Source organism: Aeoliella sp., from assembly GCF_965227375.1.
Taxonomy (GTDB): Bacteria; Planctomycetota; Planctomycetia; order Pirellulales; family Lacipirellulaceae; genus Aeoliella.
Map to the genome: position 1 here is coordinate 2,841,680 of NZ_CBDDFX010000001.1, position 25,823 is coordinate 2,867,502.

Annotated in this window: 18 protein-coding genes; 11 read left to right on the forward strand and 7 right to left on the reverse strand. The window is 62.6% G+C overall.

Going from position 1 to position 25,823, the window contains the following annotated elements; genetic code table 11:
- The first annotated feature begins 176 nt into the window (after window positions 1–176).
- The 5 genes from ACQK2L_RS11595 to ACQK2L_RS11615 all read left to right on the forward strand — a co-directional run bounded on the left by ACQK2L_RS11595 (window position 177) and on the right by ACQK2L_RS11615 (window position 6,722).
- Window positions 177–1,433 (forward strand): hypothetical protein, encoded by a 1,257-nt coding sequence (locus tag ACQK2L_RS11595; RefSeq protein WP_425397128.1) that lies wholly within the window; start codon window positions 177–179, stop codon window positions 1,431–1,433.
- A gap of 21 nt (window positions 1,434–1,454) precedes the next feature.
- Entirely contained in the window at window positions 1,455–1,907 is a 453-nt protein-coding gene (locus tag ACQK2L_RS11600) for a hypothetical protein (RefSeq protein WP_425397129.1), read from the forward strand.
- A gap of 49 nt (window positions 1,908–1,956) precedes the next feature.
- The gene (locus tag ACQK2L_RS11605; protein WP_425397130.1) at window positions 1,957–2,886 is read left to right on the forward strand and encodes a DUF1559 domain-containing protein; all 930 of its coding nucleotides are present in this window, start codon (window positions 1,957–1,959) and stop codon (window positions 2,884–2,886) included.
- 165 nt (window positions 2,887–3,051) lie between these two features.
- On the forward strand, window positions 3,052–4,266 hold the full coding sequence (locus tag ACQK2L_RS11610; protein WP_425397131.1) for a pectinesterase family protein: 1,215 nt from the start codon (window positions 3,052–3,054) through the stop codon (window positions 4,264–4,266).
- Window positions 4,266–6,722: a hypothetical protein gene (locus tag ACQK2L_RS11615; protein WP_425397132.1), complete on the forward strand. Its 2,457-nt coding sequence runs from the start codon at window positions 4,266–4,268 to the stop codon at window positions 6,720–6,722. The genes ACQK2L_RS11610 and ACQK2L_RS11615 overlap by 1 nt, the downstream gene beginning before the upstream one ends.
- On the opposite strand, the gene ACQK2L_RS11620 is transcribed toward ACQK2L_RS11615, so the two are convergent.
- Entirely contained in the window at window positions 6,714–7,187 is a 474-nt protein-coding gene (locus ACQK2L_RS11620; protein WP_425397133.1) for a hypothetical protein, read from the reverse strand. The two genes, ACQK2L_RS11615 and ACQK2L_RS11620, sit on opposite strands and share 9 nt — an antisense overlap.
- A 44-nt stretch (window positions 7,188–7,231) precedes the next feature.
- A complete protein-coding gene (locus tag ACQK2L_RS11625) occupies window positions 7,232–8,062 on the reverse strand; it encodes an Fpg/Nei family DNA glycosylase (protein WP_425397134.1) in 831 nt (276 codons plus the stop codon).
- A gap of 593 nt (window positions 8,063–8,655) precedes the next feature.
- Between ACQK2L_RS11625 and ACQK2L_RS11630 the strand changes: the two genes are divergently transcribed.
- Window positions 8,656–9,396, forward strand: coding sequence for a nuclear transport factor 2 family protein (locus ACQK2L_RS11630; RefSeq protein ID WP_425397135.1), 741 nt, complete (start codon window positions 8,656–8,658; stop codon window positions 9,394–9,396).
- Between the two features lie 39 nt (window positions 9,397–9,435).
- Here the strand turns inward: ACQK2L_RS11630 and ACQK2L_RS11635 are convergent, their stop codons facing one another.
- Together ACQK2L_RS11635 and ACQK2L_RS11640 are read right to left on the reverse strand one after the other, a co-directional pair.
- Window positions 9,436–14,058 (reverse strand): Lhr family helicase, encoded by a 4,623-nt coding sequence (locus ACQK2L_RS11635; RefSeq protein ID WP_425397136.1) that lies wholly within the window; start codon window positions 14,056–14,058, stop codon window positions 9,436–9,438.
- Between the two features lie 47 nt (window positions 14,059–14,105).
- Complete coding sequence (locus ACQK2L_RS11640) at window positions 14,106–15,137, reverse strand: lysyl oxidase family protein (RefSeq protein WP_425397137.1); 1,032 nt, start codon at window positions 15,135–15,137, stop codon at window positions 14,106–14,108.
- A gap of 327 nt (window positions 15,138–15,464) precedes the next feature.
- On the opposite strand from ACQK2L_RS11640, the gene ACQK2L_RS11645 reads away from it, so the two are divergent.
- Both ACQK2L_RS11645 and ACQK2L_RS11650 read left to right on the forward strand, forming a co-directional pair.
- Window positions 15,465–18,413 carry a DUF1553 domain-containing protein gene (locus ACQK2L_RS11645; protein WP_425397138.1) on the forward strand — a complete coding sequence of 983 codons (2,949 nt, stop codon included), beginning with the start codon at window positions 15,465–15,467 and terminating at the stop codon, window positions 18,411–18,413.
- Window positions 18,414–18,416: 3 nt separating this feature from the next.
- Window positions 18,417–19,892, forward strand: a complete 1,476-nt coding sequence (locus tag ACQK2L_RS11650) for a DUF1501 domain-containing protein (RefSeq protein WP_425397139.1) — start codon at window positions 18,417–18,419, stop codon at window positions 19,890–19,892.
- An 8-nt stretch (window positions 19,893–19,900) separates the two neighbouring features.
- On the opposite strand, the gene ACQK2L_RS11655 is transcribed toward ACQK2L_RS11650, so the two are convergent.
- From ACQK2L_RS11655 to ACQK2L_RS11665, 3 genes are read right to left on the reverse strand one after another with little or no spacing between them, the layout of a single operon-like run.
- Complete coding sequence (locus ACQK2L_RS11655) at window positions 19,901–20,824, reverse strand: hypothetical protein (protein ID WP_425397140.1); 924 nt, start codon at window positions 20,822–20,824, stop codon at window positions 19,901–19,903.
- Window positions 20,775–21,596, reverse strand: a complete 822-nt coding sequence (locus tag ACQK2L_RS11660; RefSeq protein WP_425397141.1) for a hypothetical protein — start codon at window positions 21,594–21,596, stop codon at window positions 20,775–20,777. The genes ACQK2L_RS11655 and ACQK2L_RS11660 overlap by 50 nt, the downstream gene beginning before the upstream one ends.
- Before the next feature lie 29 nt (window positions 21,597–21,625).
- Window positions 21,626–22,255 (reverse strand): hypothetical protein, encoded by a 630-nt coding sequence (locus ACQK2L_RS11665; RefSeq protein WP_425397142.1) that lies wholly within the window; start codon window positions 22,253–22,255, stop codon window positions 21,626–21,628.
- A gap of 280 nt (window positions 22,256–22,535) precedes the next feature.
- Between ACQK2L_RS11665 and sthA the strand changes: the two genes are divergently transcribed.
- From sthA to ACQK2L_RS11680, 3 genes are all read left to right on the forward strand, one after another.
- Entirely contained in the window at window positions 22,536–23,954 is a 1,419-nt protein-coding gene (gene sthA, locus ACQK2L_RS11670; RefSeq protein WP_425397143.1) for a Si-specific NAD(P)(+) transhydrogenase, read from the forward strand.
- Window positions 23,955–24,516: 562 nt separating this feature from the next.
- The gene (locus ACQK2L_RS11675; RefSeq protein ID WP_425397144.1) at window positions 24,517–25,080 is read left to right on the forward strand and encodes a hypothetical protein; all 564 of its coding nucleotides are present in this window, start codon (window positions 24,517–24,519) and stop codon (window positions 25,078–25,080) included.
- Between the two features lie 66 nt (window positions 25,081–25,146).
- On the forward strand, window positions 25,147–25,812 hold the full coding sequence (locus tag ACQK2L_RS11680; protein WP_425397145.1) for a phosphoribosylanthranilate isomerase: 666 nt from the start codon (window positions 25,147–25,149) through the stop codon (window positions 25,810–25,812).
- Window positions 25,813–25,823: the final 11 nt, after the last annotated feature.

A 25,823-nucleotide genomic window follows, 5' to 3' on the forward strand; every position in this document is an offset into this window, starting at 1 on the left:
GATCTCCCACTCCTCCCATGCCGGCAGGTGATGCCGCAAGTCAGGCATTCTGTTCGACGAAGTCCACTCGAAGGCTTCGGATGCGGTTTTCCGGGAGGTCCGGGCGTACTGGCGGTTGATTGCTCCTCGACTACTGCTCCTCACCGACGAACTTATCTACCTGCAAAGGAAGAACTATGAGCCGGATGACTTTTGCGCTGGCGGTGCTCGCTCTGATTTCTGTTCCCTGCGTTTGCTCCGCGCAGCTGATTGCGTACGAGCCGTTCGAAAACCTCAGCAATGGAAACATCGTTGGCCAGGGCAGCGGCACCGGTTGGGGCGACTGGGAAGTGTTCGGCACCGATACTTGGGTAGGGCATGCTAGTGCCAGCGGGGGACAGGTGGCGATTGAAGACGGCGCGCTCAGCTACACCGATACCGATGGCAATATTCTCAACGTGGCCGGAGCGCAGAAGGCGCGAGCCACTGGCGATACCGGCAACGCACGCGTGTTTCGACCCATCGCCGGCACGGGATTGAATGCCAGCGTGAGCGATCTGGCCGGTGGCGTCGGCAACAGCTACTACATCTCGTTCATTGGCAAACGCGAGGGAATCACCGACGCCGAGGCCAACGGAGGAACCGACCCCACGCCTGAAAATCCCTACAGCCGCAACAGCCACCTTTCGATCTTCGGTCAGCCTCACGTGCTCGATGGACCACTTAAGCCGGGCGAGCAGGCCATTATCGGCAACACGTTCGCCACCGACGACTTCAATACCTGGAACTTCAGCGGCGTGGAAACCCAACTGGACACCGGAGTCGAGTTCGGCGGCAGCGACGAGCGGTTCGTCGTCTTCAAGGTGAACATCGGCGGCGGGTTGAACGGAGCCGACTTCGTGGAGATGTGGATCGATCCATCGCTGACCTCCGAGGAGGTGGGCAACACGACCAACCTGGCCAAGGTGTCGGGTAACTATGGAGAAGAAGATACCGATACCGTGCCTGCTGATGGCGACTTTAACAACGACGATGTGGTGAACCTGGCCGACTATGCCTTGTGGCGGAACAACCTGGGTGCTCCCGACGGAACGCTGCCGAACGACGGGGAACTGGCCGGCGTGATCGGCACCGAGCACTTCGATTTGTGGCAAGCTAACTTCGGTGCGGTTGCCGACGAGGTCGTCACGGTCACTCCAGCCAACTTTGCCCAAGCGGCCATCGGGCTGGCGGTGGGCAACAACAGCAGTAGTCGCGCCCCGGGCAACATGATCTTCGACGAAATCCGCGTCGGCACTACATGGGAATCTGTCACGCCGCATGCCGCGGCCGGTGGAGTCCTGGCGGGTACGACGGTTCCCGAGCCGAGTTCCCTGCTGTTGGGAGTGTGCGGCGCAGCGGCGGCATTGTGGGCAGCACGCCGCCGCTGCTGCCGTGCGAGCGGAGTCGCCTAGCACAACGCAAAAAAGGACGCGATGATTAAGCGAAAGTCGAACAGGGCGAATTTGCCAGCGGTGGTCACGTCGTGCGCGCTGCTGAGTGTGGTATTCGGGTGTGGCCAGCCTCCCAGCGTGGTGGAAACCGAGCTACCCGAGACGCAGGTTCGGCTGATGTCCCTCAAGAACGCCTACACCGCGTTCACCGACCAACGGGGCCGTCCGCCTCGCAACGAGAAGGAACTCCAGCGGCAACTCGCCGACGATTCTTCTCCGGAGGTGCTCACCTCACCGCGCGACGGGCAGCCGTTCAAGGTCTGCTACGGCGCGACGCTCTTTGGCGACCTCGCCTGGGCCAGCCCCGACTCGATCCCCGCGCTGGCGTTCGAGCAGCAGGGAGCCGACGGCACCAAGTGGGTGCTGACCATCCCCGGCGCCATCCTCGAGGTGCCGGACGACGAGTTCGCCAAAGTGGTCTTCCCTCCCAACTAATGACGGGCCGCCAGATACTTCTCACTCTACAACCGTGAATGGAATACCAATGATTGGGGCAACCTGCAGGCATAAGACGGGCGCGTTTACGCTAGTGGAACTCTTGGTCGTGATCGCGATCATCGGCATCCTCGTGGCGCTGTTGCTTCCGGCCGTGCAAGCGGCGCGCGAGGCGGCGCGGAGAACGCAATGCACTAACCAGCTAAAGCAAATCGGCCTGGCGATGCACAACCATATGGATACGTTCGACGCCCTGCCCACTGGCGGCGGAGGAGTGCAGGTCGCGCGGACCATGAAGAACGGTATTCCCGCTGGCTACCAGTCTCAGGCGTGGGCCTGGGGCTATCAGATATTGCCGTTTCTCGAGGATCAAGTGAAGTACCAGGACGCCAACGACGAAGTCGTGGCACAAACGCCGGTGCCCTCGTACTTCTGTCCCTCGCGGCGACCGCCGATCGCGCTTTCCGGCGGCCAATGGCAGACTGCAGATCAGCCGCGCGCCATGATCGACTACGCGGGCAACGCGGGTCCAGCGTACGGAGTCACGAGCGGATCGAGCGGCTCGCTGAACAATGGCACCGACGGAGTGATCGTCAAGTCGAGCGGCAACCCGATCCGCGCCCGCCACATCACCGATGGACTTTCCAGCACGCTACTGGTGGCCGAGAAGCGGATGAACGAGCGGTACGTGATTCAGGAATGTGAGCCGGGCGACAACGCTGGCTATGTCGGGGGGTACCAGGATGACATCGTCCGCTGGGGGGTGGTGCCCCCCGACCGAGACTACGACACGCCACACTTGTGGCTGTTCAATCTATTTCCGCGCAATTTCCAATTCGGCTCGGCCCACGTCAGCGGCATGCAAGCCGCCCTGTGCGACGGCTCGGTGCATCGTTTGAGTTACGACGTGGACGAAGACGTATTCCGCCTCTTGTGCGCGCGAAACGACGGGCAACCGATGGAGATGAACGAATTGTGATGCTATCTTCTAGAAGCCCGAGCTAAGTCGTTGTGCGCACCGTACAGTCTTTCTATTTCCGACCTTCCGCCGATGTTTCCCGACTGCCCAAGTCGAAAATTCTACGCCCGTGCTCTCGCGACTGCGCTTCTGCTGGTTGTCCAGGCCGCTTCGTGGACGCAGTGCATGGCGGAAGTGCATCTTACCGTCAGCCAGGATGGTAGCGGTCAATACAGCACGGTCCAGGCGGCCGTCGATGCCGTTCCGGACAATAGTTCGCAGCGATATATCATCGACATTCTCCCTGGCACCTACAACGCGCGAGTTATCGTCCCTGGCGACAAGCCCAACATCACATTGAGAGGTCAGGGATCGTCTGCGGCCGACACGGTGCTGACCTTCAACGAACCCGCCGACGCCCAGCCGAATGAATCTACGAACCACGCTACGGTGGTGGTCCGCGGCAAGGACTTTGTTGCAGAGAATCTAACGTTGGAGAACAGCTACGGACCTGGCAAGCAAGCACTCGCGATCTATGTGAAGGCCGATCGGGCGATCTTCAATGATTGTAGATTCCTCGGCTACCAGGACACGTTGCGGTCAGAATATGGCAGGCACTATTTCTACGATGTCTATGTGGAAGGCACCGTTGATTTCATCTACGGCAAGGGCACGGCCTATTTCGAGCAGTCGACGATTCACGCCATCGGTTCAGGGCATATCACCGCCCACGGTCGTGAGGCCGAGGCGGAAACGAGCGGCTACGTGTTCAAGGATTCAACCATCACTGGATCGGCGCCCGCCGGGAGTGTCGACTTGGGGCGACCCTGGGCGGCCTACGCGCGCGTTGTGTACATCGATACCAAGATGAGCAATGTCATCCGTCCCGACGGATGGTCCACATGGAGCGGCGACAATCATCTCACCTCGACCTTCGCCGAATACAACAGCATGGACTTGGACGGCGCCCCATTGGATGTCTCGCAGCGAGCGAATTGGTCGCAGCAACTGTCCGAAGTGGAAACAGAGGCCTTCAGCAAGCAGCAGTGGCTCGGCGGCAGTGATGGCTGGAACCCGACCATCCCTGCGGAGGTCTCGTTGCCGGGTGACTACAACGACGATGGGGTGGTGAACCTGTCCGATTACGTTGTATGGCGCAACAACCTCGGGGCGTTGATCACTCTGAGCAACGAGGACGCCAGCCCGGGCGTCGTGGACAGCGCGGACTACAACGTCTGGAAACTGACATTCGGCAGTCAGCCATCAACGGCGGACGCGATCGTGAACACAGCGGCCGTACCTGTGCCCGCGAGCGGTGCACTGCTTGCCGGAGTCGTGACCATCGGAAGCGCCATCCGGTTGCTTCCCGGAAAGCGTTTCAGAGAGAGAGCACAACATTGATGACCCTCAAGTTTCGGAACTTCCTGTTCCTTCTGGTGGTCTCGGCAGTTTCCGGTGTGGCGACGGCCCAGTCCATTCCTGCGTTCTCAGGCGCGTCGGGGCCGGGTGGCAACGCAACGGGTGGCCGCGGCGGCGACGTCTATCACGTTACCACCCTCGACGCGGACAAGGGCGGCACCCAGTCTGGTTCGCTGCAATACGGCATTAACAACGCCCCCTCCGCCGGTCGTACCATCGTCTTCGACGTGGGCGGAACGATTTACCTGGAGGGGAACACTGCTCAAGACCGCCTCCGCTACGGCAAGGCGAATATCACCATTGCAGGACAAACTGCCCCAGGCGCTGGAATTACGATTGCTGGCACAGGCACCAAGTGGACTGGCGATAATATTATCCTCCGGAATATCGCCATTCGACCGAATGTCAACTCTAACGGCACAACTCATGATGCCTTTGACTTGCAGCTGAAGAACTCGATTGTCGATCATGTAAGCGCCAGTTGGTTCACGGATGAGGGCATTTCTCAGACCGACTCGGGCGTCAACTCGACGATTCAGTATGCCACCATCGGGGAAGGACTGAACTATGCCGGCCACTCCTACGGTTCGATCATCTCCACCGAGGTGGACGGCACTCACAACTCCTTCAATCACAACCTCTACGCTCATAACAACTCTCGCTTGCCAAGGTTGGGGAGCGAACCCGACAACGAGGGCAATCCTCGGTCGACGGTGCTCGATTGGTCGAACAACGTCGTGTACAACTGGTCAAGCCGGGCGGGCTACTCGGGTACCGTTCAAGAGAGCCGAAGCAACTTTGTTGGAAACTACTACATCAAAGGTCCCAACAACGGTGTCGTAGCTTTTCGAGGAGGCGACGACTCCAATTCGATCGGCTTTACTCAGATCTTTCAGAGTACCGATCCTGCACTAGCCAACAAGTTCGACGACGACAAAGACAGCACGTTACACGATGGGATTATCTTCGGTCCCACAACAACACTCCCCAACTCAAGCGGCCAGAAAGCCTACTCGGGCAGTATGACATTCGTCTCAACGCAGTTTGCTGTGACCGGTGTCGATGCTCCCGAGACGGCCGATGTCGCACTAGACCGCGTACTCGCCTACGGTGGCAGCAACTGGCTGAACCGTAGTCCGATCGAGCAACGGGTTGTCAATTCGGTAAAGAACAACACTGGTGGACTGATCAACGACCTGAACTCCGGACCGCAGGCCGGAGAGTGGGCTACCGTGCTTGCGCAGCGGCCCGATAACCAGGGCAATGCCCCTTATAGCCGTCAGGCTGGCTTCGACACCGACCTGGACGGCATGCCCGATGAATGGGAAGTAGAGCATGGCTTGAATCCAGGTATCGCTGATAACAACGGCGACTTTGACGCGGATGGCTACACGAATCTCGAAGAATACATCAACGAACTCGCCGAGTGGCCCGCGCCACAACCAATCACATTCAACGCAGCGACCAATAGCCGCTACGCCCAAATTTCCAACTGGGACATCAACTGGCAGCCTTCGAAGTACGACACCGCAGTGATTAACAGTGGAACAGTTGTCGTGGACGCTGTGGGCCAACACGCGGGCAGTCTGGTGCTGGCGGTCAGCGCTGCGGACAACGCCACGCTGAACATCACCAGCGGCTGGCTGAAGGTCGAAGACGCTCCGCATGGATTGAGCGATGGCATCGTCTCGATTGGCGACAACCCCGACGCTACGGCCGAGTTGAACCTGTCGGGCGGCAAGCTGACTACCAATACGTTGCTCAAAGGCGCCGGCGGCACCTTCAACTTCACCGGCGGCGTGTTGAGCGCCGAAACCATCGGGTTCGACTTGGCCATCAACGGTGGAACGCTCGCGCCCGGCGAGTCGATCGGCTCGACCACCGTGCTGGGCGACGTCGCCTTGAACGATTGCACGCTGGCGATCGAACTGGCGTCGACCAGCTCATGCGACACGCTGAACGTCACCGGGGCGCTCGCCCTGGGCGGTCATTTGGATGTCTCGCTCATCGATGGATTCGCGCCGGAAAGTGGTTCTTGGGTTATTGCCACCGCGGGGAGTTTTTCCGGAACGTTCGACTCGGTTACCTCGGGCTACGCTGTGACCGAGCAGGGCGGCTCCCTGGTGCTCAGCGTGCAACAAGGGCTGCCCGGCGACTTCAACGGCGACGGCGCCGTGACGCTCGCCGACTACACCGTATGGCGCAACAACCTGGGCGCGCCCGACAGCGTCCTGCCCGCTGGCAGCACCAGCGACGGGTCGGGGTTCGTCGACGCGGGCGACTACGCGACTTGGAAGGAGAGCTTCGCCGCCATGGCTTCGGCGTCGCTGGCGAACCAGCCCGTCCCCGAGCCAGCCACTGCGGTGCTATGCCTGGTTGGTCTGTTGGGTTGGACCCTGGCCCGCGCAGAGGTGAATCCTGCGCCCCGCTCACGCTAACGCCCGGTGGCGGGCCGACTTCAGGTGCTCCTCGAGCGTGGTGATGTGATCGTCCAGTTCGGCGCCGGCCGCACCAAAATCGAAGCCTTCGATCTTGGCCGCCTCCAGTGTGCGGAGCATCGACCTGCGAGCGGTCGCCAGCAGTAGTAGCGCTTCGAGTTCAAGCACGCGCGACAAGTCGGTGTAGTGCAAGAGGCTGCCGTTGAGTTTCAGGCGGCCCAGCTTCTCAACCATCCAACTCCCCGCCTGCTTCAACCGGCTTGGATGGCCACCGAGCGTCGAGAGCACGCGGCGGATCTCCGGCTGCTGGCGATCGAGCGCTTCCAGGTAATCGCACAAGTACGAAGAGAGCGGCGTCTCGCGATTCTCCCGTCGCACGCGCTTGGCAAGTTCCACTTCGCCGGCGATCAGGGCCAGGTGATCGCTGAGATAGATTCGCAAGTTCTTCTGGCTAGCGCTGGTCATGATTCTTCGTGATAGACACAAAGAGGCCGCTCGGCAACCCTCCATCACGCTTGATCGTGCTGTTCGGCGATTGGTTGTGTCGAGCCGGCCGCAGGCGGCTGGCATTCGCTGCACCAATAGGTCGTGCGACCCAAGTCGCCCTGGCGGCGAAGTTGAATGGCCATGCCGCACAGATAGCAGGGCTCGCCTCTCCGCCCGTACACCCACAGCTTGCCCCCATCGCCAGCGAAGCGTGTGGTACGATTGGACCCCTGCAGATTGTGCTGCATCAGGTCGCGCGCCAGGTCGATCAAATCACGCAGCGCCAAATCGTCGAGGATGGCAACCGGCGCGAAGGGATCGATGTTCTGGAGGAATAGCAACTCCGACTTGTAGATGTTGCCGATGCCGCAGCAGGCTGTTTGATCCATCACCACTTCACCGATCGGGCGGTGATTTCGTGTGCGGAATCGCTCAATCACTTCGTCGACGTCGAGCTGATCTCCGAGCAGATCGGGACCCAGCCGCGAGAGGAACCGATGGCGTCGCAGGCCCGAGGGCGTGAGCAGCTCGAGCGTCTTGGGATTGAAAAACACGACGCTCAGCTCATCGGTCTGGAGCACCAGAGCCGCTCGTCGCGCGGGCTTGAGCCACGCCTGGCCGTGCGGATAGATATGCCAGGAGCCCGTCATGCCGCAGTGGCCATGCACCACACGATGGTCGTCCAGGTGCAGCAGCAGGTGCTTGCCCCGCGCTTCGATGGCCGTGACGGTACGCCCGGCAAGCGATGGGAAGTCGATCCAGTCCGCCCAACCATCGGTGGCCAGTATTTTTTTGCCAACAAACCAGGGCCGCAGCGTGGCGGCGGTGCGATGGATGGTATCGCCTTCGGGCACGGTCGAGTTTGCGGGTTGGTGCAGGTTGTGCGGTTTGCGCTAGTCCGCTAATTGGGGCGCACTGCCACCATCATGGCACCCAGCTCGCGATCGGCAAGGGGTCAGATCGACCAAGAAAAGTAGCCCCGGGCTTCGGTCTAACCGGAAGAATGCGGTGAACTTCGGCACGAGGACCGTAGGCCTCGGGGCTACTAGTATTTTCATTCTTAATGTGAAACCATGAATCCATCCCCGTCGGATTCCGGTTAAACTGCTTTACTCGCCCCAAACGTAAGGCCCAGCCTGGGAGTCCTGACCCCCCTGCGGTAAACCCAGGACTTCCCAAGCTAGGCGAATTGCAATCTTCCACTGTTTTTTCCGCCTCACTGGAGTTTTTTGGCGGAGCCGAGGACTTAGCCACGGTATCTAGTGAAAGCATAGTACGCGCCTTGCCGAAGTTGGGGGCCCGCAGGTATCTTTGTCGACCACATGAAACAGCCAGTCAATGAACGCAGTATGAACGGAAGCAAATAAGGGGTAATCCGCAGCTGCTATCACGGGCTGGGGATATTAAGTTACAGACTTTTCGCGCAGTTCGGGGGGCGCAAGAAACGATGGGTTGGAAACAACAGCCGGCGGGCCGGTCGTTGCAATGCAATGGGGAAACGATCCGCCACCATCGTGAGCATCACGGGTGGACTCAGCAGCAGCTCGCGCAGCGAGCGGGGTACTCCGCTCGGGTCGTCGCCAAGGCGGAAGCCAACGGCACCTTGAGGCCGGATACCATCGACCACCTTGCCGATGCGCTGAGCACCGCAGCACGTCCCGTTCATCCAGAGGACCTGGTGTTCTCTCCCAAAGCGATCGCGCGGCAGATCATGGAGAACTACGCGCGGTATGAAAAGGACTGCTCTCGCCACTGCCATGAGTTCCTGGCCGATGATTTCGAGCTGATAGTGCCTGGCGATGCATCGGTGCTGCCGTTCTGTGGCACGTATCATGGTCGAGACGGGTTCGACAAGTTCTGGGAGAACTTCTTCTCCGTGATGGAGCGGCACGACAAGGACATCATTCTCCGCACGATGCGCGTCTTCGCCGAAGGGAACAACGTGGTGATTTTCACCCGCGAATGCGGTTCGTTTGTAGGCCAGCCGGGGCCGCATACGTCGACGCCGCTGGCGTTCTTATTTGAATTCGAGCGGGGCAAGCTCAAGCGGATGGAAGATCACTTCAACGCCGCTGCAGCCGAAGAGCGAGTTCGTGAGTTGCTCACCTATTCTCGATCAGCACGCGACGCCTTGCGGGATGCGCTCGAGGGCAATCAAAGCGACGGACAGGTGGACAGAGATGGGTAGGGGCATGGCGACTACATGATCTGAACATCCAGCTGCGTTTCAACGCTTGCGCAGTCGCGGCATGTGTTCGCTGGGGTGATCGCGATACAAATAGCCGCGACTGGTGGGCTCGAATCCCGCTTGCTGGAGCGGCTCCGCTAGTTCGCTGGCCGATACCGGACCGTCGTCTACCTTGCTGAGCAGCACCGGTTCGCCGAGCGCGGCACGCTCGACCAGCGCGGCGACGATCGCACGCACAGCGCTAGTGCGTTCCGGTTCGCCATCGGGTAGCAGCGTGGTCAGCTGCCCGCCGCTGCTGCTCACGTAGCCCACGAGTTGTCCCTGATAGATCAGCACCTGTGCGCCGGCGGTGCGACTCAGGCGGCCGGCCGATTCTTCGCGCGCCGGCCAGCCGATCGCCGCGCCGTACGGATTGGCTGGGTCGGTGGCGGCCATGAACGTCGCCTGCGGCTCGTGTTGGTCGGCTGGTTGGTTGGCTGGCCGGCGCAAGAGCTCGTCGGCGCCGGGCGCGGCGAACTGCGCGCCGCCCAGTCCTTCGACCAGATAGCCGCGGCGGAGCTTGCCGGCTTCTTCCATTTGCTTCAGCACCGGGTAGAGCGCCGCAAAGCCGCCGAGCGCCAGCTCTTTGCTGACCGCGTTCTTGGTCAGCACCCCATGCCGGGCCACCAGCTGCGACGCCAACGCGAGCGAACGCTCGGTGGGCGAAGGCCACGGGGCGTCCGCATCCGGCAGCAGCGACCAGCGTCCTTCGCTGCCAGGCAGTCGCGCGATGCGCCGCGAACGGAACGAACGCCCGCGTCGTCGCTCGCGGCGGCGGGTGTCGTTCCGCCCGCTGCGTGCCAGCGAGCGCAATGGTGCGAGCGTGTCGTTGGTCACCAGCCCCGCCCATACGAGTCGCCACAGCGCTTCGAGCACGTCTTGCGAAAATGCACCGGTGGCGCGAGTGATCTGATCGAACAACAGCGCGCCGCGCGTGGAGAGCAGGTCCCGCACTTCGCACGCCAGCGTGTCGTCCGCAAGTTCCGCAGGTTCCACGACCATCGGCGCGAGCAGCGTGTACTGGTCGGCCAGGTACAGAGCGATGCGGCCGTCGCTGGTGCCGATCGACTCGATGCCCCGCCAAGTGATTTCGCCGGCGAGGAACAACTCGTCGAGGTCGCCCGGCGTGTAGTCGCGCACGCGGGCGGGCAGGATGTCGCTCTCCAGCACGCTCGCCGGCAGCGGTGCGCCTTGCAGTTGTTCGATGGCGTCGAGCAGTGCGTCGAGTCCCGCGCGTGGCTCGTCGAGTCCATGCCACACGGTAAGAAATCGCGCGAGCGCCGCAGGCGGGACCGCTTCGACTTCTTTGCGGAGCCGAGCCAGCGAGCGCCGCTTGAGCGTCCGCAGAACTTCGGCGTCGCACCACTCGCGACCCCGACCGCCCGGCAGGAACTCGCCCTCGACCATCCGCCCGCGTTCGGCCAAACGCCGCAGCACGGCAACGACGGGCGCTTCGCCCAAGCCAAATCGCTGCGCCACTTGATGGGCGGTGAACGGTCCGTGCGTCCGTGCGTGGCGGGCGACCAAATCGCCCATCGGGTCGTCGACCGCCTCGAGGAACGCTTCGGGCAGCCCCGGCGGTGGGCTGGCGCCGAGCGCATCGCGGAGCCGCGCGGCATCCTCGGCCGCCGCCAGGTGATCGCCCGTCGACAAACGCACGGAGATGATGCGCCGCGCGGCGACTAGTTCCTCGAGCCATGTGTCGAGCTGCGCCGCGCACTCATCGTAGGTACGCGCGCGGATCGCCTCGGCAGAGAGTGGCCCTTGCCGCAGCAACAGGTCGTGCACGTCGTCGGGGTGTTTCACCGCGGGGCGGTGCAGTTGTTGGAGTTCTCGATCGAGCTCGGCGAGCACTTCGACGTCGAACAGCTCGCGCAGGTCGGCCGAACCCAGCAGCTCACGCAGTTGCGCGTGGTCGAGCGTGAGCGCCTGCGCGCGTCGCTCGGCGAGCGGCACGTCGCCTTCGTAGACGAAGTTGCCCGTGTACGAGAACAGCAGGGCCGCGGCGAACGGCGACGCGGCCGAAGTCTCGACGCCCCGCACGGCGATTTCCCGGCGTTCGATCTGCCCAAGGATCGCCACCACGCCGGGCAGGTCGAACACGTCGCGCATCACCTCGCGGTAGGTCTCCAGCAGCAGCGGAAACGCCGGGTACCGCGCGGCCACCGACAGCAGGTCGGCCGCGCGGCGACGTTGTTGCCACAGCGGTGTGCGTCGATCGGGGCGGCGGCGTGGCAGCAGCAGGCTCCGCGCGGCGTTTTCGCGGAACCGCGCGGCGAACAGCGCGGTCGAGCCGACCTGGCGGGCCACTTCGTCTTCGATTTCGTCGCTCCGCGGAATGAACCAGTCCGTAGGCGGTGCGCCGTCCGACTCTGGCAGGCGGAACACGATGCCATCGTCGGCCCACATGAAGTCGACCTCGTCGATTCCTTCGGCACGCAGCCGCGCGGCGACCGCCATCGCCCACGGGGCATGCACCCGCGCGCCGAATGGCGATAGCACCACCACGCGCCAGTCGCCGATCTCGTCGAGGAACGACTCGACCACCACCGTGCGATCGCTCGGCACCTCGCCAGTGGCTGCGGACTGTTCGGTGAGGTATCTCAGCAAATTCACCGCCGCGCGGCGATCGAGCGAGTGGTCGGCCTCGAGCTGCGTGATCGCCTGTTCGCTCTCCATGCGGACAAGTTGCCGGGCGAGTGAACCGATCGCTTTACCAAACTCCAGCGGCCGCCCAGGACCTTCGCCACGCCAGAACGGCATCCGTCCCGGCTCGCCGGGCGCGGGGACCACGATCACGCGGTCGCGCGTGATGTCGATCACCCGCCAACTCGACGCGCCCAACAGGAACACGTCGCCGGGATGGGTTTCGAATACCATCTCCTCGTCCAGCTCACCAACGCGGCTACCGGTGGTGCCATCGTCGCTGGCGAGGAACACGCCGTACAATCCGCGATCGGGAATCGTGCCGGCGTTGAGCACCGCAATGCGCTGTGAGTTCCGCCGCCGCGACAGCGTGCCGGCGATGCGGTCCCAGTTGAGCCGTGGGCGGAGTTCGGAGAACTCGTCGGAAGGATAGCGACCCGCCAGCAAGTCGAGCACGCCCTCGAAACTCGAGCGGGGCAAGTCGGCCAGCGGCGCCGCGCCGCGAAGCACTGCGTACAGCTCGTCGACTTCGATGTTCTCCATCGCCACGATGGCGACGATCTGCTGCGCGACGATGTCGAGCGGGTTACGCGGGTAGTACGTCTCCTCGACGTGGCCCGCGAGCATCCGCCCTGTCGCGCCGGCGCAAGCGACCAGGTCGCCGCGGTATTTGGGAAAGATCACGCCCTTGCTGGTCGCGCCGATCTGGTGCCCCGCGCGGCCGATACGCTGCATGCCCGAGGCGATCGACGGCGGCGCTTCAATCTGGATCACCAGGTCGACCGCACCCATGTCAATGCCAAGCTCCAGCGAACTGGTGGCAACGATGGCCGGCAGGGCGCCGCGCTTCAAACGGTCCTCGATGTCGGCCCGCTTGTCTTTGGCGATCGACCCATGATGCGCCAGGGCGATCTCTTCGTCCGCCAGTTCGTTGATGGCCGCCGCCAGCCGTTCGGCGAGCCGCCGACTGTTGACGAAGATCATTGTCGAACGATGCTCGCGAATCAGCTTCACCAGCCGCGGATGAATGGCCGGCCAGATCGATGGCACCGCGGGACCCGCAGCGGGGCCACTGGGAATCGGCGGCGGTGGATCGGCGCCGTTGGCTTCCGTTACTTGGGCGTCGCCATTCGACTCGCCCAAGCGGGCCATGTCTTCCACGGGCACTTCGACGCGGAGGTCGAACTGCTTCGGTTCGCTGGCGTCGACGATCTCTACCGGGCGGGGACACACCGGTTGGTCGGCGTCGGCCGTGGCTTCCGCGCCGCCCAACAGCCGCGCGATCTCTTCCAACGGGCGCTGCGTGGCGCTCAGGCCGACGCGCTGCAGCGGCCGCGCTTCGCGATTCGCCTGGCGGCGCAACCGCTCGAGTCGCTCGAGCGAGACGAACAGATGCGCGCCGCGCTTGCCGGAGACCATCACGTGAATCTCGTCGACGATCACCGTTTCCACTTCGGCCAGCGCTTCGCGCGCCTTCGAGGTGAGCATCAAGTACAGCGACTCGGGCGTGGTGATCAGGATCTCGGGCGGATCGCGCTGAATGCGAGCGCGCTCGGGCGGCGGGGTGTCGCCGCTGCGGACCGCGACGCTTGGCAGGTGATAGTCGACGCCCAGCCGCTCGGCCACCGCGCTCAGCCCGGCGATGGGTGTGCGCAGGTTGCGGTCGACGTCGACACCGAGCGCCTTGAGGGGCGAGATGTAGAGTACGCGGACTTTGGATTTGCTCGTGCGCGAACCATCGACTTCCCGCGCGGGCTGGGTGAACATCATCTTGTCGAGCGAAGCCAAGAACGCCGCCAGCGTTTTGCCGGAGCCGGTCGGAGCGAGTAGCAGCGTGCTTTGCCCTGCGGCGATCGACGGCCAAGCGAGTTGTTGCGCCCTGGTCGGTGCGGCGAACGCTTGCGCGAACCATGCCTGCGTGACCGGATGAAACGCGGCCAGGGCAGGGTGGGTCGGCGGGGCGGTGCTAGAGGGCATGCAACTTGAGTGGCGGATGGCAGTTGGCTACCCACTCAGTATTGCGCCTAACGCGGTACTGACAAGGTGTGCACCATGCGACGTGCGCCGACCGCTGTCAAAACCAGCAAGATTCCCATGCTGCACGAGGGCTCCGGCACTTGAAGATTGGCTATCGCCGGCGTCGCTTGGCCGAAGTTCGCCTTCCACAGCTCGTAGTCCAGCATGGTGACCACCCCGTCGCCATCGGAGTCGGCGTCGGTGCCGTTCGCCACTTCGCTACCCAAGGTATTCCGCCACACAACGTAGTCGGCCAGGTTCACCAGTCCGTCGCCGTTGTTGTCGCCCACCGGTCGGGCGGCCGGCACGGTGAGGTCGACCAGGATCTGCGTGGTGTTGTTCAGCTCGTCGACTTCCAAAACGCGGTCGTACGGATCGACATGCACCTCGAGCCAATACTGTCCGTCGGCCAGGTTGGTCACGTCGATGAATTGTCCCGGCAGGCCCGCACCGTACAAGTCGGCGTAGCCGATGGAGATGCCCAGCACCGGAACCTCTGCGGAAGTGTAAACGCGGCTGGCCGGTTTCCCGGGCACCGGCTGGTTGTACATCACGCTATCGACGATGCCCATGCTGAGCTTGTCGTTCGAGCGAACCTGTGGGCCGACGTCGGGTGTGACGCCGCCGTTGTCGATCGCTTCGTACAAGTTGTACTGCGCGAGCCCTGGCAAGCGGAGATGGCCAAAGCCGCCAACGACTTCCGGTGGGTAGTCGAACGTGCCGATCAGGCGGTCGCGAAACACGTCGCCGCTGCCGGTTTGCAGGATCTGCTGCGTGATGGTCTGCTTGGTCTTCACTCCGTTTTCTTCGGCGGTCTCTTCGATCACTTGCAGCGGTCCCTCGCCAATGTTGGCCAGCGCGGCGCGAAAGCGGTAGAGCACCTTGCCCGACACCGACGTGTCGAAGTACCCGCCGTACACAATGTCGACACCGGGCGGAACGCCATCCTCTGAAACGTCGTGGTCCCAAGCGATCAGGTCGGGCAGCAGGTCGTCGGCCATGGAGATGCGCGGCGCAGCGAGACCTATCGCCGCTGCCATTGCAAGAAGCGTCCAGTAGCGGTTGCAAGGTCGAAGGAGTGGCCGAAGCGCAGGTTGCATGGCTCTCTGGGTGAAGAATCGGCGTCGTCGGTCTGCCCTCAGCGGGCGGGGCAAAGCGTCCATTTTATCCTGCCTGCCAGGATGCCGCGAGTTTTTGGCCCAGGGCCCCATAACCAAGCGCAATAACCCATCTTTGGGGCGCAAATCGTTCGATTGTCGCCATTGGATCGTGTATACCGACCTATCCTGGGGAGTTAGAATAGTAGTGCCTACCTGTTGCCGCTCGTCGCGCGGCACGCTCACTCTGCGATCTGGTCATTTGCCTTCATGTCCCGCCTGGTCAACTTGAAATTCGGCGTTGCGGCACTCGTCCTGCTGGCCGTAGCGGCGTCGACGCTGTGGCGGTCGGGCAGCCACGCTGCGGAGCGGCCGGCAAGCGATCCACCCGCGCGAGTAAGCTTCAACGAGCACATTCGGCCGATCTTTGCCAATCACTGTGTCGCCTGTCATGGCGGGGTGAAGCAAGCCAGTGGCATTTCGTTTGTCTATCGCGACAAGGCCGTGGCCGAAGGCGAGTCGGGCATGCGAGCCATCGTGCCGGGCGACGTGGCCGCCAGCTACCTGGTGGAGCGGATCGCCGAGCCGGATCCCGACTATCGCATGCCGCCCGCCGAACACGGCCCTGCTTTGACCGACGAGGAAATCGCGCTGGTCAAACAGTGGATCGCCGAGGGCGCGAAGTGGCAGGAGCATTGGTCGTTTGTTCCGCCGACAAAGAAGGAACTGCCCGCGACCAAGTCGACATGGGGCAACAACCGCATCGATCCGTCCATCCTGGCGCGACTCGAATCGAAGGGACTCGCCCCGTCGCCGGAAGCCGACAAGAGCGAGTGGCTGCGACGCGTCACGTTCGACTTGATCGGATTGCCACCGACCGCCGAAGAGCGCGCGGCGTTTCTGGCCGACGACTCGCCGCAGGCTTACGAGCGTGTGGTCGATCGCTTGCTGGCGTCGCCGAAGTTCGGCGAGCGTTGGGCTGCAATGTGGCTCGACCTGGCCCGCTACGCCGATACCAAGGGCTACGAAGCCGACCTGCATCGCGCGATCTGGCCCTACCGCGACTGGCTGATTCATGCGCTGAACGACGACCTGCCCTACGACGAGTTCGTCGTTCAGCAACTGGCCGGCGACCTGTTGCCCGACGCGACGATGAGCACCCGCGTGGCCGCCGCGTTTCATGCCAACACGCAGAACAACACCGAAGGCGGCACCGATGACGAGGAGTTCCGCACCGCCTCGGTGCTCGACCGCGTGAACACCACCTGGCAGGTGTTCGGCGGGCTGACGTTTGGCTGCACGCAGTGCCACTCGCACCCTTACGACCCGATAGAGAACGAGGAGTACTATAAGTTCGTCGCGGTGTTCAACTCCACGCGCGACTGCGACCGCTTCGAGGAAACGCCCGTCCTGCTGGTGCCCAACGACCTCAAGCAGTGGGAGCATGCCAATGAGCTGGACCAGCGGATCGCGAAGCTGAAACGCCAATTGCACGCGCAGGTTGTGCCGCTTGCCGAGACGACTCACCTGTGGAACAACCTGGCGCTCGACCACGCGGAGTCGACGGGCGAGACAAAGCTCGTCCTTAACGAGGACAAGGATCGCGGCTTCACAGAGTTTCGTACCGCCGGAACGATCACCGTCAATTCGATGTTCACCATCGAAGCACCACTGCCGGAAGGTCTTGAGCAACTGACCGCGTTGCGGATCGATGCGCTGCCAGTCGACCCGGAGGCAGCGCTGCGCATCCCTGAGAACGGCTTCGCCGTGACGCGGTTGCGCGCTAGGATCGATCCGCCGGGCGACGAGCCACCCAGCGAATTGCATTTCGACCTGGCGATGTGCGACGAGGCGGAGCCCATACTCAATCCGGCGGCGGCCTTCAGCGACAACAACGACGGTTGGGGCGTTGCGCCGAAGCAGCACGGATCGCACTGGTGTGTGTTTGTCGCCAGCGAGCCCATCGACGTTCCCGCGGGAAGCCGATTGAAGATCGAGCTGAAACAAAACCGGCTAGGTAGTGGCCAACTCGCCCAGGTGATCGATCGCGGGCGGATGGCGGTTTCGGGCGATGCGCAGTGGACCGAGTTGGTTACCAACGCCGAAGTGGAGAAGCTGCGCAGCGAACTCGCCGCGGCCGAGGCTGAGCGGGCGGCCATCGCCAGCACACCCGTTCCCATCATCACCGAACTCGACGACCAGCAGCGGCGCACTACATACGTGTTCGAGCGCGGTAACTGGCTCGACAAAGGCGACGAAGTGACGCCCGGCGTGCCACAAGTCTTCCCGCCGCTGGAAGCCGAGGGGACAGTCGATCGGTTGGAGGTCGCCCGCTGGTTTGCCTCGCCCGAGCACCCACTCACCGCCCGCGTGCTGGTGAATCGCCTTTGGCAGCAGTTGTTCGGGATCGGCATCGTCGAAACGGTGGGCGACTTCGGCACCAGCGGCGTCACTCCATCGCATCCAGAGCTGCTCGATGATCTGGCCGCGCGATTCCAAACCGACATGCAGTGGAGCACCAAGCAGCTGCTCCGCGAAATGGTGCTTTCGGCCACGTATCGACAAACCTCGCAAGCGAGCGCCGAGTTGGCGAAGCTCGACCCGCAGAACAGGTTGCTCGCCCGCGGACCGCGGCTGCGGCTCACAGCCGAGATGGTCCGCGACCAGGCGCTGGTGCTGGGCGGCAAGCTGTCGGACAAGATGTACGGCCCGCCGGTCATGCCGCCGCAGCCCGACGGCATCTGGCGAAGCGTCTACTCCGGCGCCCGCTGGGTGAATGCCGAAGGCGAGGACCGCTACCGCCGGGCGCTCTACACGTACTGGAAGCGCACCAGCCCGTATCCATCGATGATGATGTTCGACGCCCCCAGCCGCGAGGTGTGCAGCGTACGGCGCATCGCCACGAACACCCCGCTGCAGCCGCTGGTGACGATGAACGACCCTGCGTTCGTGGAGTGCGCGCAAGGCTTTGCCGAGCGAATGACCACCGCAGGCGGTGCGACGCCCGACCGGCAGATCGCGTGGGCCTTGGAACAGGCAACCTGCGCCCCGCCCCGCGAAGCAGCCGTGGCCGCCTTGGTATCGCTGTACGACGACGCCCTGGCGAGGTTCGACGCCGAGAACAAGGAAATGACCGCCCTCGGCGGCACCGCCGAGTCCTACGCCCGCACGATTGTGGCCAGCGCGGTGTTGAATTTGGATGATGTGATGACAAGGTAGGTTATGAACCACTACGAACACCTGCAACACGCCTCGCTTCAGCACCATACGCGGCGGCTCTTCCTGAAGAGCGGCATGGCGGGGTTGGGGGCGTTTTGGCTCGCGGGCCAGGGAGCCGAGGCTTCGCCCACCGGCGGCATCGAGCGCGATCCCGCGCGCCCGCTTGCCGTGCGGCAGCCGCACTTCACGCCGCGGGCGAAGCGGGTGATCGTGCTGCACATGGCCGGCGCGCCGAGCCAGTTGGAGTTGTTCGAGCACAAGCCCGACCTCACGCGACTCGACGGCCAGGACTGCCCGCAGGAGTTCCTCGAAGGGCAGCGGTTTGCGTTCATCCGTGGCGTGCCGAAGCTGCTCGGCTCGTACTATCCGTTCCACCAGGCGGGGCAGTCGGGGCAGTGGATCTCCGATCGGCTGCCGCACTTCGAGCGGGTGATCGACAAGGTGACGTTCATTCGTTCGATGACCACCGACCAGTTCAACCACGCCCCCGCACAGTTGCTCCTCTACACCGGCAATCAGAACCTCGGTTACGCGTCGATGGGGTCCTGGCTCGGCTACGGGCTGGGCAGCGAGAACCAGAACCTGCCGGGCTTTGTGGTGTTGGTCTCTGGCGGGCACGTGCCAAGCGCCGGTAAGAGCGCTTGGGGTTCGGGCTTCTTGCCATCGGTGTACCAAGGCGTGCAGTGCCGCAGCGAGGGCGACCCGGTGTTGTTCCTCTCGAATCCCACCGGCATCGACCGCGCAATGCGCCAGCGCATCCTCTCGGCCATCAACCAGGTGAACCAGGATACCTACCAGGAGTTCGGCGACCCCGAAACGCTCACCCGCATCGCCCAATACGAGATGGCCGCGAACATGCAGCTCACCGCGTCCGAGGCGATGGACCTGTCCGACGAGCCAGAGCACACCCATCAGATGTATGGCACCGAGCCCGGCAAGGAGAGCTTCGCCAACAACTGCGTGCTGGCGCGGCGGCTCGCCGAGCGCGGAGTGCGTTACGTGCAACTGTTCCATTGGGGGTGGGACTCCCATGGTTCTAACAAGCGCGAAGCGCTGAACGTCGGCTTCAAACAACGCTGCCAGGAGATCGATCAACCGATCGCCGCGCTGCTGACCGACCTCGAGCAGCGGGGGCTCCTGGACGAGACCCTAGTGGTTTTCGCCGGCGAGTTTGGGCGCACGCCGATGCGCGAAAACCGTGGCGGTCGCGAGATGGCCTTCTACGGCCGCGATCACAACCCCAACGCGTTTACCATCTGGCTCGCCGGTGGCGGGGTGAAGCAAGGTTTCAGCTACGGCGAGACCGATCCCATCGGCTACTTCGTCACCAAGGACGCCGTGCAGGTGCGCGACCTCAACGCCACGCTCTGGAGGCTGTTGGGCATCGATCACCAGCGGCTCACCTACCCGCACCAGGGCCTGAATCAAAAACACACCGGCGTGAAACCGGCCAAGGTGATTCAGGACATCATCGCGTAGTCATCGACCTACACTCCGACTAGCTCGTTGCAAGCAATCGGATACCCAGCAGGCAATTCCGGTTCGGGTGGCTGGTTGCTCTTGCCTCGTTCGTGCTCCAGTTGGCTGAACAGTCGGTGCTCGTAACGCAGCACGTCGCCAACCTGATTGGCTTCGAATCCCAGCACCACGTCGCCGGTCTCAGCGGCAAACTTCTGCAACTCCTCGCGGTGAAGCTCTTCGATTTTGTCGATCGGAATATCGCCAGCAAACACTCCGCGGTACCGCTCGTGCCCGAGAACCCAGGACAGCTCACTACAGCCAGCGAACGAGGACGTTTCCAGCACGCGTCCGTCACCCAGCAGCGATATGAACCCACACTGCAGCGAACCGAACAACCGCATGATGCAACAGACCACCTGCCCATCGCAGCTTTGCAGCACACGTCCGTAGTACCCCGCTGGTTCTCGCTTCATTAGGTAGTCGCCCAGCAACTGGTAGCCCACCGACTCCACATCGGACCCAAGCAGGTCGAACTTGCGGTGCAGTGCGGTGGGTAACTTGTCGCTGTCAATCGGCTCGAACAACACCTCTTGATGCTCACGCAGCAACCGACGACGCAGCCTCAGCTCTCGCACCATCAGGTAAGTGGTCACGACCAGTAGCAGCGGTGAGAGCGCGAATGCCACGACCAAAGTGACGGCCACTACCAACGACGCACTCACGTCGCCCGCACCGCGTTCGTGCAGGAACGACCACAGTCGGGCGAGCCCGTTTTCGCTGGTGCACAACCAGTGCAGGCTCGGCATGAAGCAGAGCGTCCACAACGACAGCCCATCGGATAACAGGTCTCCCATGGTTGCTACAGCCTTTCTATCAATCGCGTAGTTGTCGTGGTGCCGCTCAGCGAGGCATCGGTCGCCCAGCAGGCAGTTCTGGCTCAGGGGGTGCATCTCGCTCACCCCGCTCGTACTTCAGTTGACTGTAGAGTCGGTGTTCGTACCGTAGCACGTCGCCCACTTGATCGGCGTCGAACTGCAGCACCGGCGCGCCAGTCTCCGCGATGAACGCTTCCAGCGCGTCGTGGTGAAGCAGTTCGATCTGGTCGATCGACTGGTCGCCGCCGAACACTCCGCGGAACTGATCGTGACCGACTGCCCACGATAGGTCGCGGCACTCGTCCAACGACGACGTTTCCAGCACGCGGCCTCCGTCCAACACGGACACAAAGCCATAAGCCATGGTGTCGAACATCCGCATCACGAAGCCAATGGTCGTCCCATCGTCGCTCAGCAGTACTCGAGCGTAGTAGCCGGGCGGTTGCTCCTTCATCACGAAGTCGCCCAGCGCGTGGTACTCCAACGCTGCCAGGTCGTCCGCCAGTCGGTCGAACTTGCGGCGCAGACTCACCGGCAGCTCAGCGCTGTCCATTGGCCTATACAGCAACTCTTGATGTTCACGCAACAATCGGCTTCGAAGTCGCCCTTCACGCACCGCTTCCCGACAGGCTTCGACCGTGGTTGTCACCAGCAGGAAGGGCGAGATGACGAACACCACCACCACGCCAGCAGCAATTGCCAGGATGGATCTCAACACGCCGGCGCCGCGACTGCGAAGGTGGTTCCACAGTCGCGTGGCTCCACGTTCGCTGGTGCACCACCAATGGATGCACTGCACGAAGCAGATCGTCCACACGATCAGCGAGGTAGTTAGCAAGTTTGCCATACTGGCTACCTTCTCGCAGTGAAGGGATCTCAATACCCGTAGTGCGCCACCGAGTGCAGCTTTGCCATCTCTATGTCGTTCAGTCCCTTGATGCGAGTCGCGTCGAAACCATGATCGCGCGTCAGGTGGGTCCACACGGTCATGCCACTCACGCCCACGTCCGGCACGTCGACTTCCGGCAGCCACAGCCGCAGCTCTTCGGCGTACAGGCTTCGCAGCCACTTGCTCGGCGGGCGGCCGTCGCGGGCGCGGCGGTGCTCGGCGGCTTCGCCATAGTCGTCTTCGTCCTCGTCGTATTCCGCAAACTTGTGAGGCGGGTGTTCGACTTCCTTGCCGAATCGCACTTCGTCCGGCACCAGGTTGTCGTCCAGGTAGCCTTCGTGTTCGGTATACGCCTCGCCGGTGCGGCGGTGGATGGGTCGGGTGCGGCCGGTCAGTTCCCACTGGCCATCGATCAGCGTCTCGCGCTCGAACCAGCGCCAGCTTTGATTCTGTTGGTAGGTCCACCGCTCCTGCTCGACGACAACCTCGCCGTCGACCAGCTTTTCGGTGCACTGCATCACCGCAGCCGCCAGCGTGTCGAGCGTTTCGGCTCGCAGTCGTTCGCCCAGGCTGAACAGCCCGGCACCAATCCAGAAGGCAAATTGTCGGCGATTCATGATTCGATCGTTTTCCAGGGGACAGCTTGGACCAGCGAAAAGATAGGCCGAAACAAGCGCATAGCAAGCGATTTTCTCCCCAGCCGTTACGATCGGCACTAGCGGTGCATTCGCCCTGGAATCTCCCAATTACCACACCGGCAGACTCGCTTGGAATCGAGTTTTGCGATACCATCTGTCGATGGAGGCGGTAACGAGTCAGCTGAGTGTTTTGGGGCATGTCGGCGGCGTTAGCATGTTTTGCCCCTAAAATCCTGACCCCCGACCCTACGAGACCTCCATGAAACATTACGACTGCATCGTCATCGGCACCGGTCCCGCGGGGCAAAAGGGAGCGATCCAAGCTGCCAAGCTCGGCAAACGCGTCGCGATCATCGAAAAGAACCGCGTACTCGGCGGCGCTCAGATCAACACTGGCACCATTCCTTCCAAGGCCCTTCGCGAGGCCGTGTTGCATCTCACCGGGGCGACCAAGCGGGGACTGTTTGGTTCCAGCTACCGCGTCAAGAAGAACATCACCATCGCCGACCTCGGCGCCGTATCGCAAACCGTAATGCGGCACGAGTGGGACCTCATCCAGAATCAATTCGAGCGGAACCACATCGACCTCTTGTGGGGCACGGCGCGCTTCACCGGGCCCAACGAGTTGGTGGTTGAAGGTAGCGAGACCACCGAGCACCTTACGGCCGACAAGTTCCTGGTCGCGGTTGGCACTCGCCCGGCCCGCCCCGAGGACATTCCGTTCAACGACCACACCATCCTTACCAGCGACGAACTGCTGAAGCTGGGCCACGTGCCCAAGAGCATGATCGTCGTCGGCGGCGGCGTCATCGGCACCGAGTACGCCTGCATCATGGCCACGCTCGGCGTGAAGGTCACCCTGATCGAAGGCCGCCGGCAAGCGCTCGGCTTCCTCGATCGCGAGATTGGCGACGCGTTCCACTACTTCATGCGGCAGCGGGGCATCACGCTCCGGCTCGGCGAAAAGGTCGAGTCGATCTCCCAGGTCGAAATCCTCAACGGCACCGTCCGCAACCTGGTGGAAGCCCAACTCGAGAGCGGCAAGACCTTGCGGGCCGAGACGCTGCTCTACGCGGTGGGCCGGCAGGGCGTGTGTGGTTCGCTGGGCCTCGACAACGTCGGCATCGAGTTCGACGACCGCGAGCGACTGCATGTGAACGAGAACTACCAAACCAACGTCGACCACGTGTACGCCGCCGGCGACGTGATCGGCTTCCCGGCGCTCGCGTCGACCAGTATGGAGCAGGGCCGCCGCGCCATTTGCCATGCGTTCGGCCAGTGCGACGTGGGCAACTACAACACCGAGTTGTTCCCCTACGGCATCTACGCGGTGCCCGAGATATCGATGGTCGGCAAGACCGAAGAGCAACTCACCGAAGAGGGCATCCCCTACGAGGCCGGCATCGCCCACTACCGCGAAATCGCCCGAGCGCAACTGCTGGGCGACGAACTCGGCATGCTCAAACTGTTGATCCATCAGGACACGCATAAGATCCTCGGTGTGCACGTCATCGGCGCCGGCGCCACGGAGCTGATCCACATCGGACAAGCGGTCATGGCCCTCGACGGCGACGCCGAATTCTTCATCAACAACGTGTTCAACTTCCCCACCTTGGCCGAGTGCTACAAAGTGGCCGCCTACAACGGCTTGAACAAGCTAAACCTGGTCTACGCGTAACCGAGTCATCCGTAGCTTCCGTCGCCAGACGGAGGACAACTTGCTAGCGGCTCTGTTACTAACTGGATGCTCCAGCTCCGACCAAGCTTGGTCGGGGCTGCTTGGGTTTTGTCCCACACATCAATCCATTGGCCCAAAACCTGATACGTTTTGGACCACCTCTGTTTCGAAAACCCCTTGTTTTCTCGACCAAACCACTCGGGGGGTGCGACAAAACCCTCCGCGTTGTTCCCCGCATGTTTCTCGTTGGGACAAAACGATAGTCGCCGTTCACTCCGTGAACGAGCGCGTACTCCCTCCCCCGGGCGATTTGGCGCGGGGGGGTGTTGAATGCTCTACAACCTCTCCCGCCAAATCGTTTGGGGGAGGGCTGGGGTGGGGGTCCGTCGACCCTAACAACGTAAGAGTCCCCACACTTATTAGATCAAACCACCGCGCGATTTCTACAGCGACTTTTTTACACCAGCGATTTTTGAAGAGGCGGGCCACGTTGTTTCATCAGCGTTCACCTATGGCTAGAATCAGCGGTTGCCGCTCGAGCCGTTGATACAGTACGAGACTGATGACCTCACCATCCAAACGCCGTGTGCCTCTCTGGTTGTCGATTCCAGTGGTCTTGCTGATCCTGGTCGCGGCTGGTTGGTTGTTCGGAGCCTCTGGGCAGGTGACGGGCGTGGAGTTTTCGCCCGACCTGTTCGAGCATCGTTCGTTTCGCTACTACCAGTGGTGCGGAATTCGCGTCACGACCAAACAGACGCACGTCTGGCGATCGGAATTCGACGACTACCTGCATGACTCAGGGTATGTCGATACTTCTGGTATCGACGAACCTCGCTGGCAACTGGTAAAGGGGTTCGCTCCCCACGTCCGCGGCTGGAGCGGTCCGGCGAATTCGCTGTGCCTTTCGATTGGTTGCTTCAATGGCAGGGATGAGAGATGGATTACCTGGTCGAATGATCATCCCGAATTGGCAAAGGTCGCCTGGCCGGCTCTCGTGCAACTGTCGCGAGAAGGGAAGTACGAGGCAGTTTGGGAACTCCTGTTTCGGCTAGAGGAACCACCGCTGCCAGACGTGGAGCAACTGCAGAAGTTTATCGACGATGCGCGATTACGGGACGAGGGATAGCTCGAAAGACTGCTTAGGCAGCGTTCTACCCAACCAGCACCTGCGCCTGATTTGACATCACCCCCCATGCCAACCCGCATCAAAATCTGCTGCATCAGCTCGCTCCGCGAGGCGGAGTTGGCCGTCGCGCGTGGGGCGTCGGCCCTGGGGCTGGTGTCCGCCATGCCGAGTGGGCCGGGGGTGATCGACGAAGCGTTGATTGCCGAGATTGCCGCGCGGGTGCCGCCGCCGGTGGCCACGTTCTTGCTCACGTCGCAAACTTCCGCCGCAGCGATCATCGACCAGCAGCGGCGCTGCGGAACCAGCGTGCTGCAACTGTGCGACTACGTCGACCCAGCGGTGCACATGGAGCTCCGACGCGAACTGCCGGGCATCCGCCTGGTGCAAGTGATTCACGTCACCACGCCCGACGTGGTAGAGCTTGCTCGGGAAGTAGCGCCGCGCGTCGATGCGTTGCTCTTGGACTCCGGCGACACGACCCTCGCAGTCAAGCAACTCGGCGGCACCGGGCGGACCCACGATTGGGCTACCAGCCGCGAAATCCGCGACTCCGTGGGCATTCCCCTCTTCCTCGCCGGCGGGCTCACGCCGGACAACGCGGCCGAAGCGGTGCGCGTGGTCAATCCATTCGGCCTCGACATCTGCAGCGGTGTCCGCACCGGTGGGAGGCTCGACGAAGTGAAAGTCAGCGCGGTGTTCTCGGCTGTGGATTCGATCAGCTCACCAAACTGAGCCATCTGTTG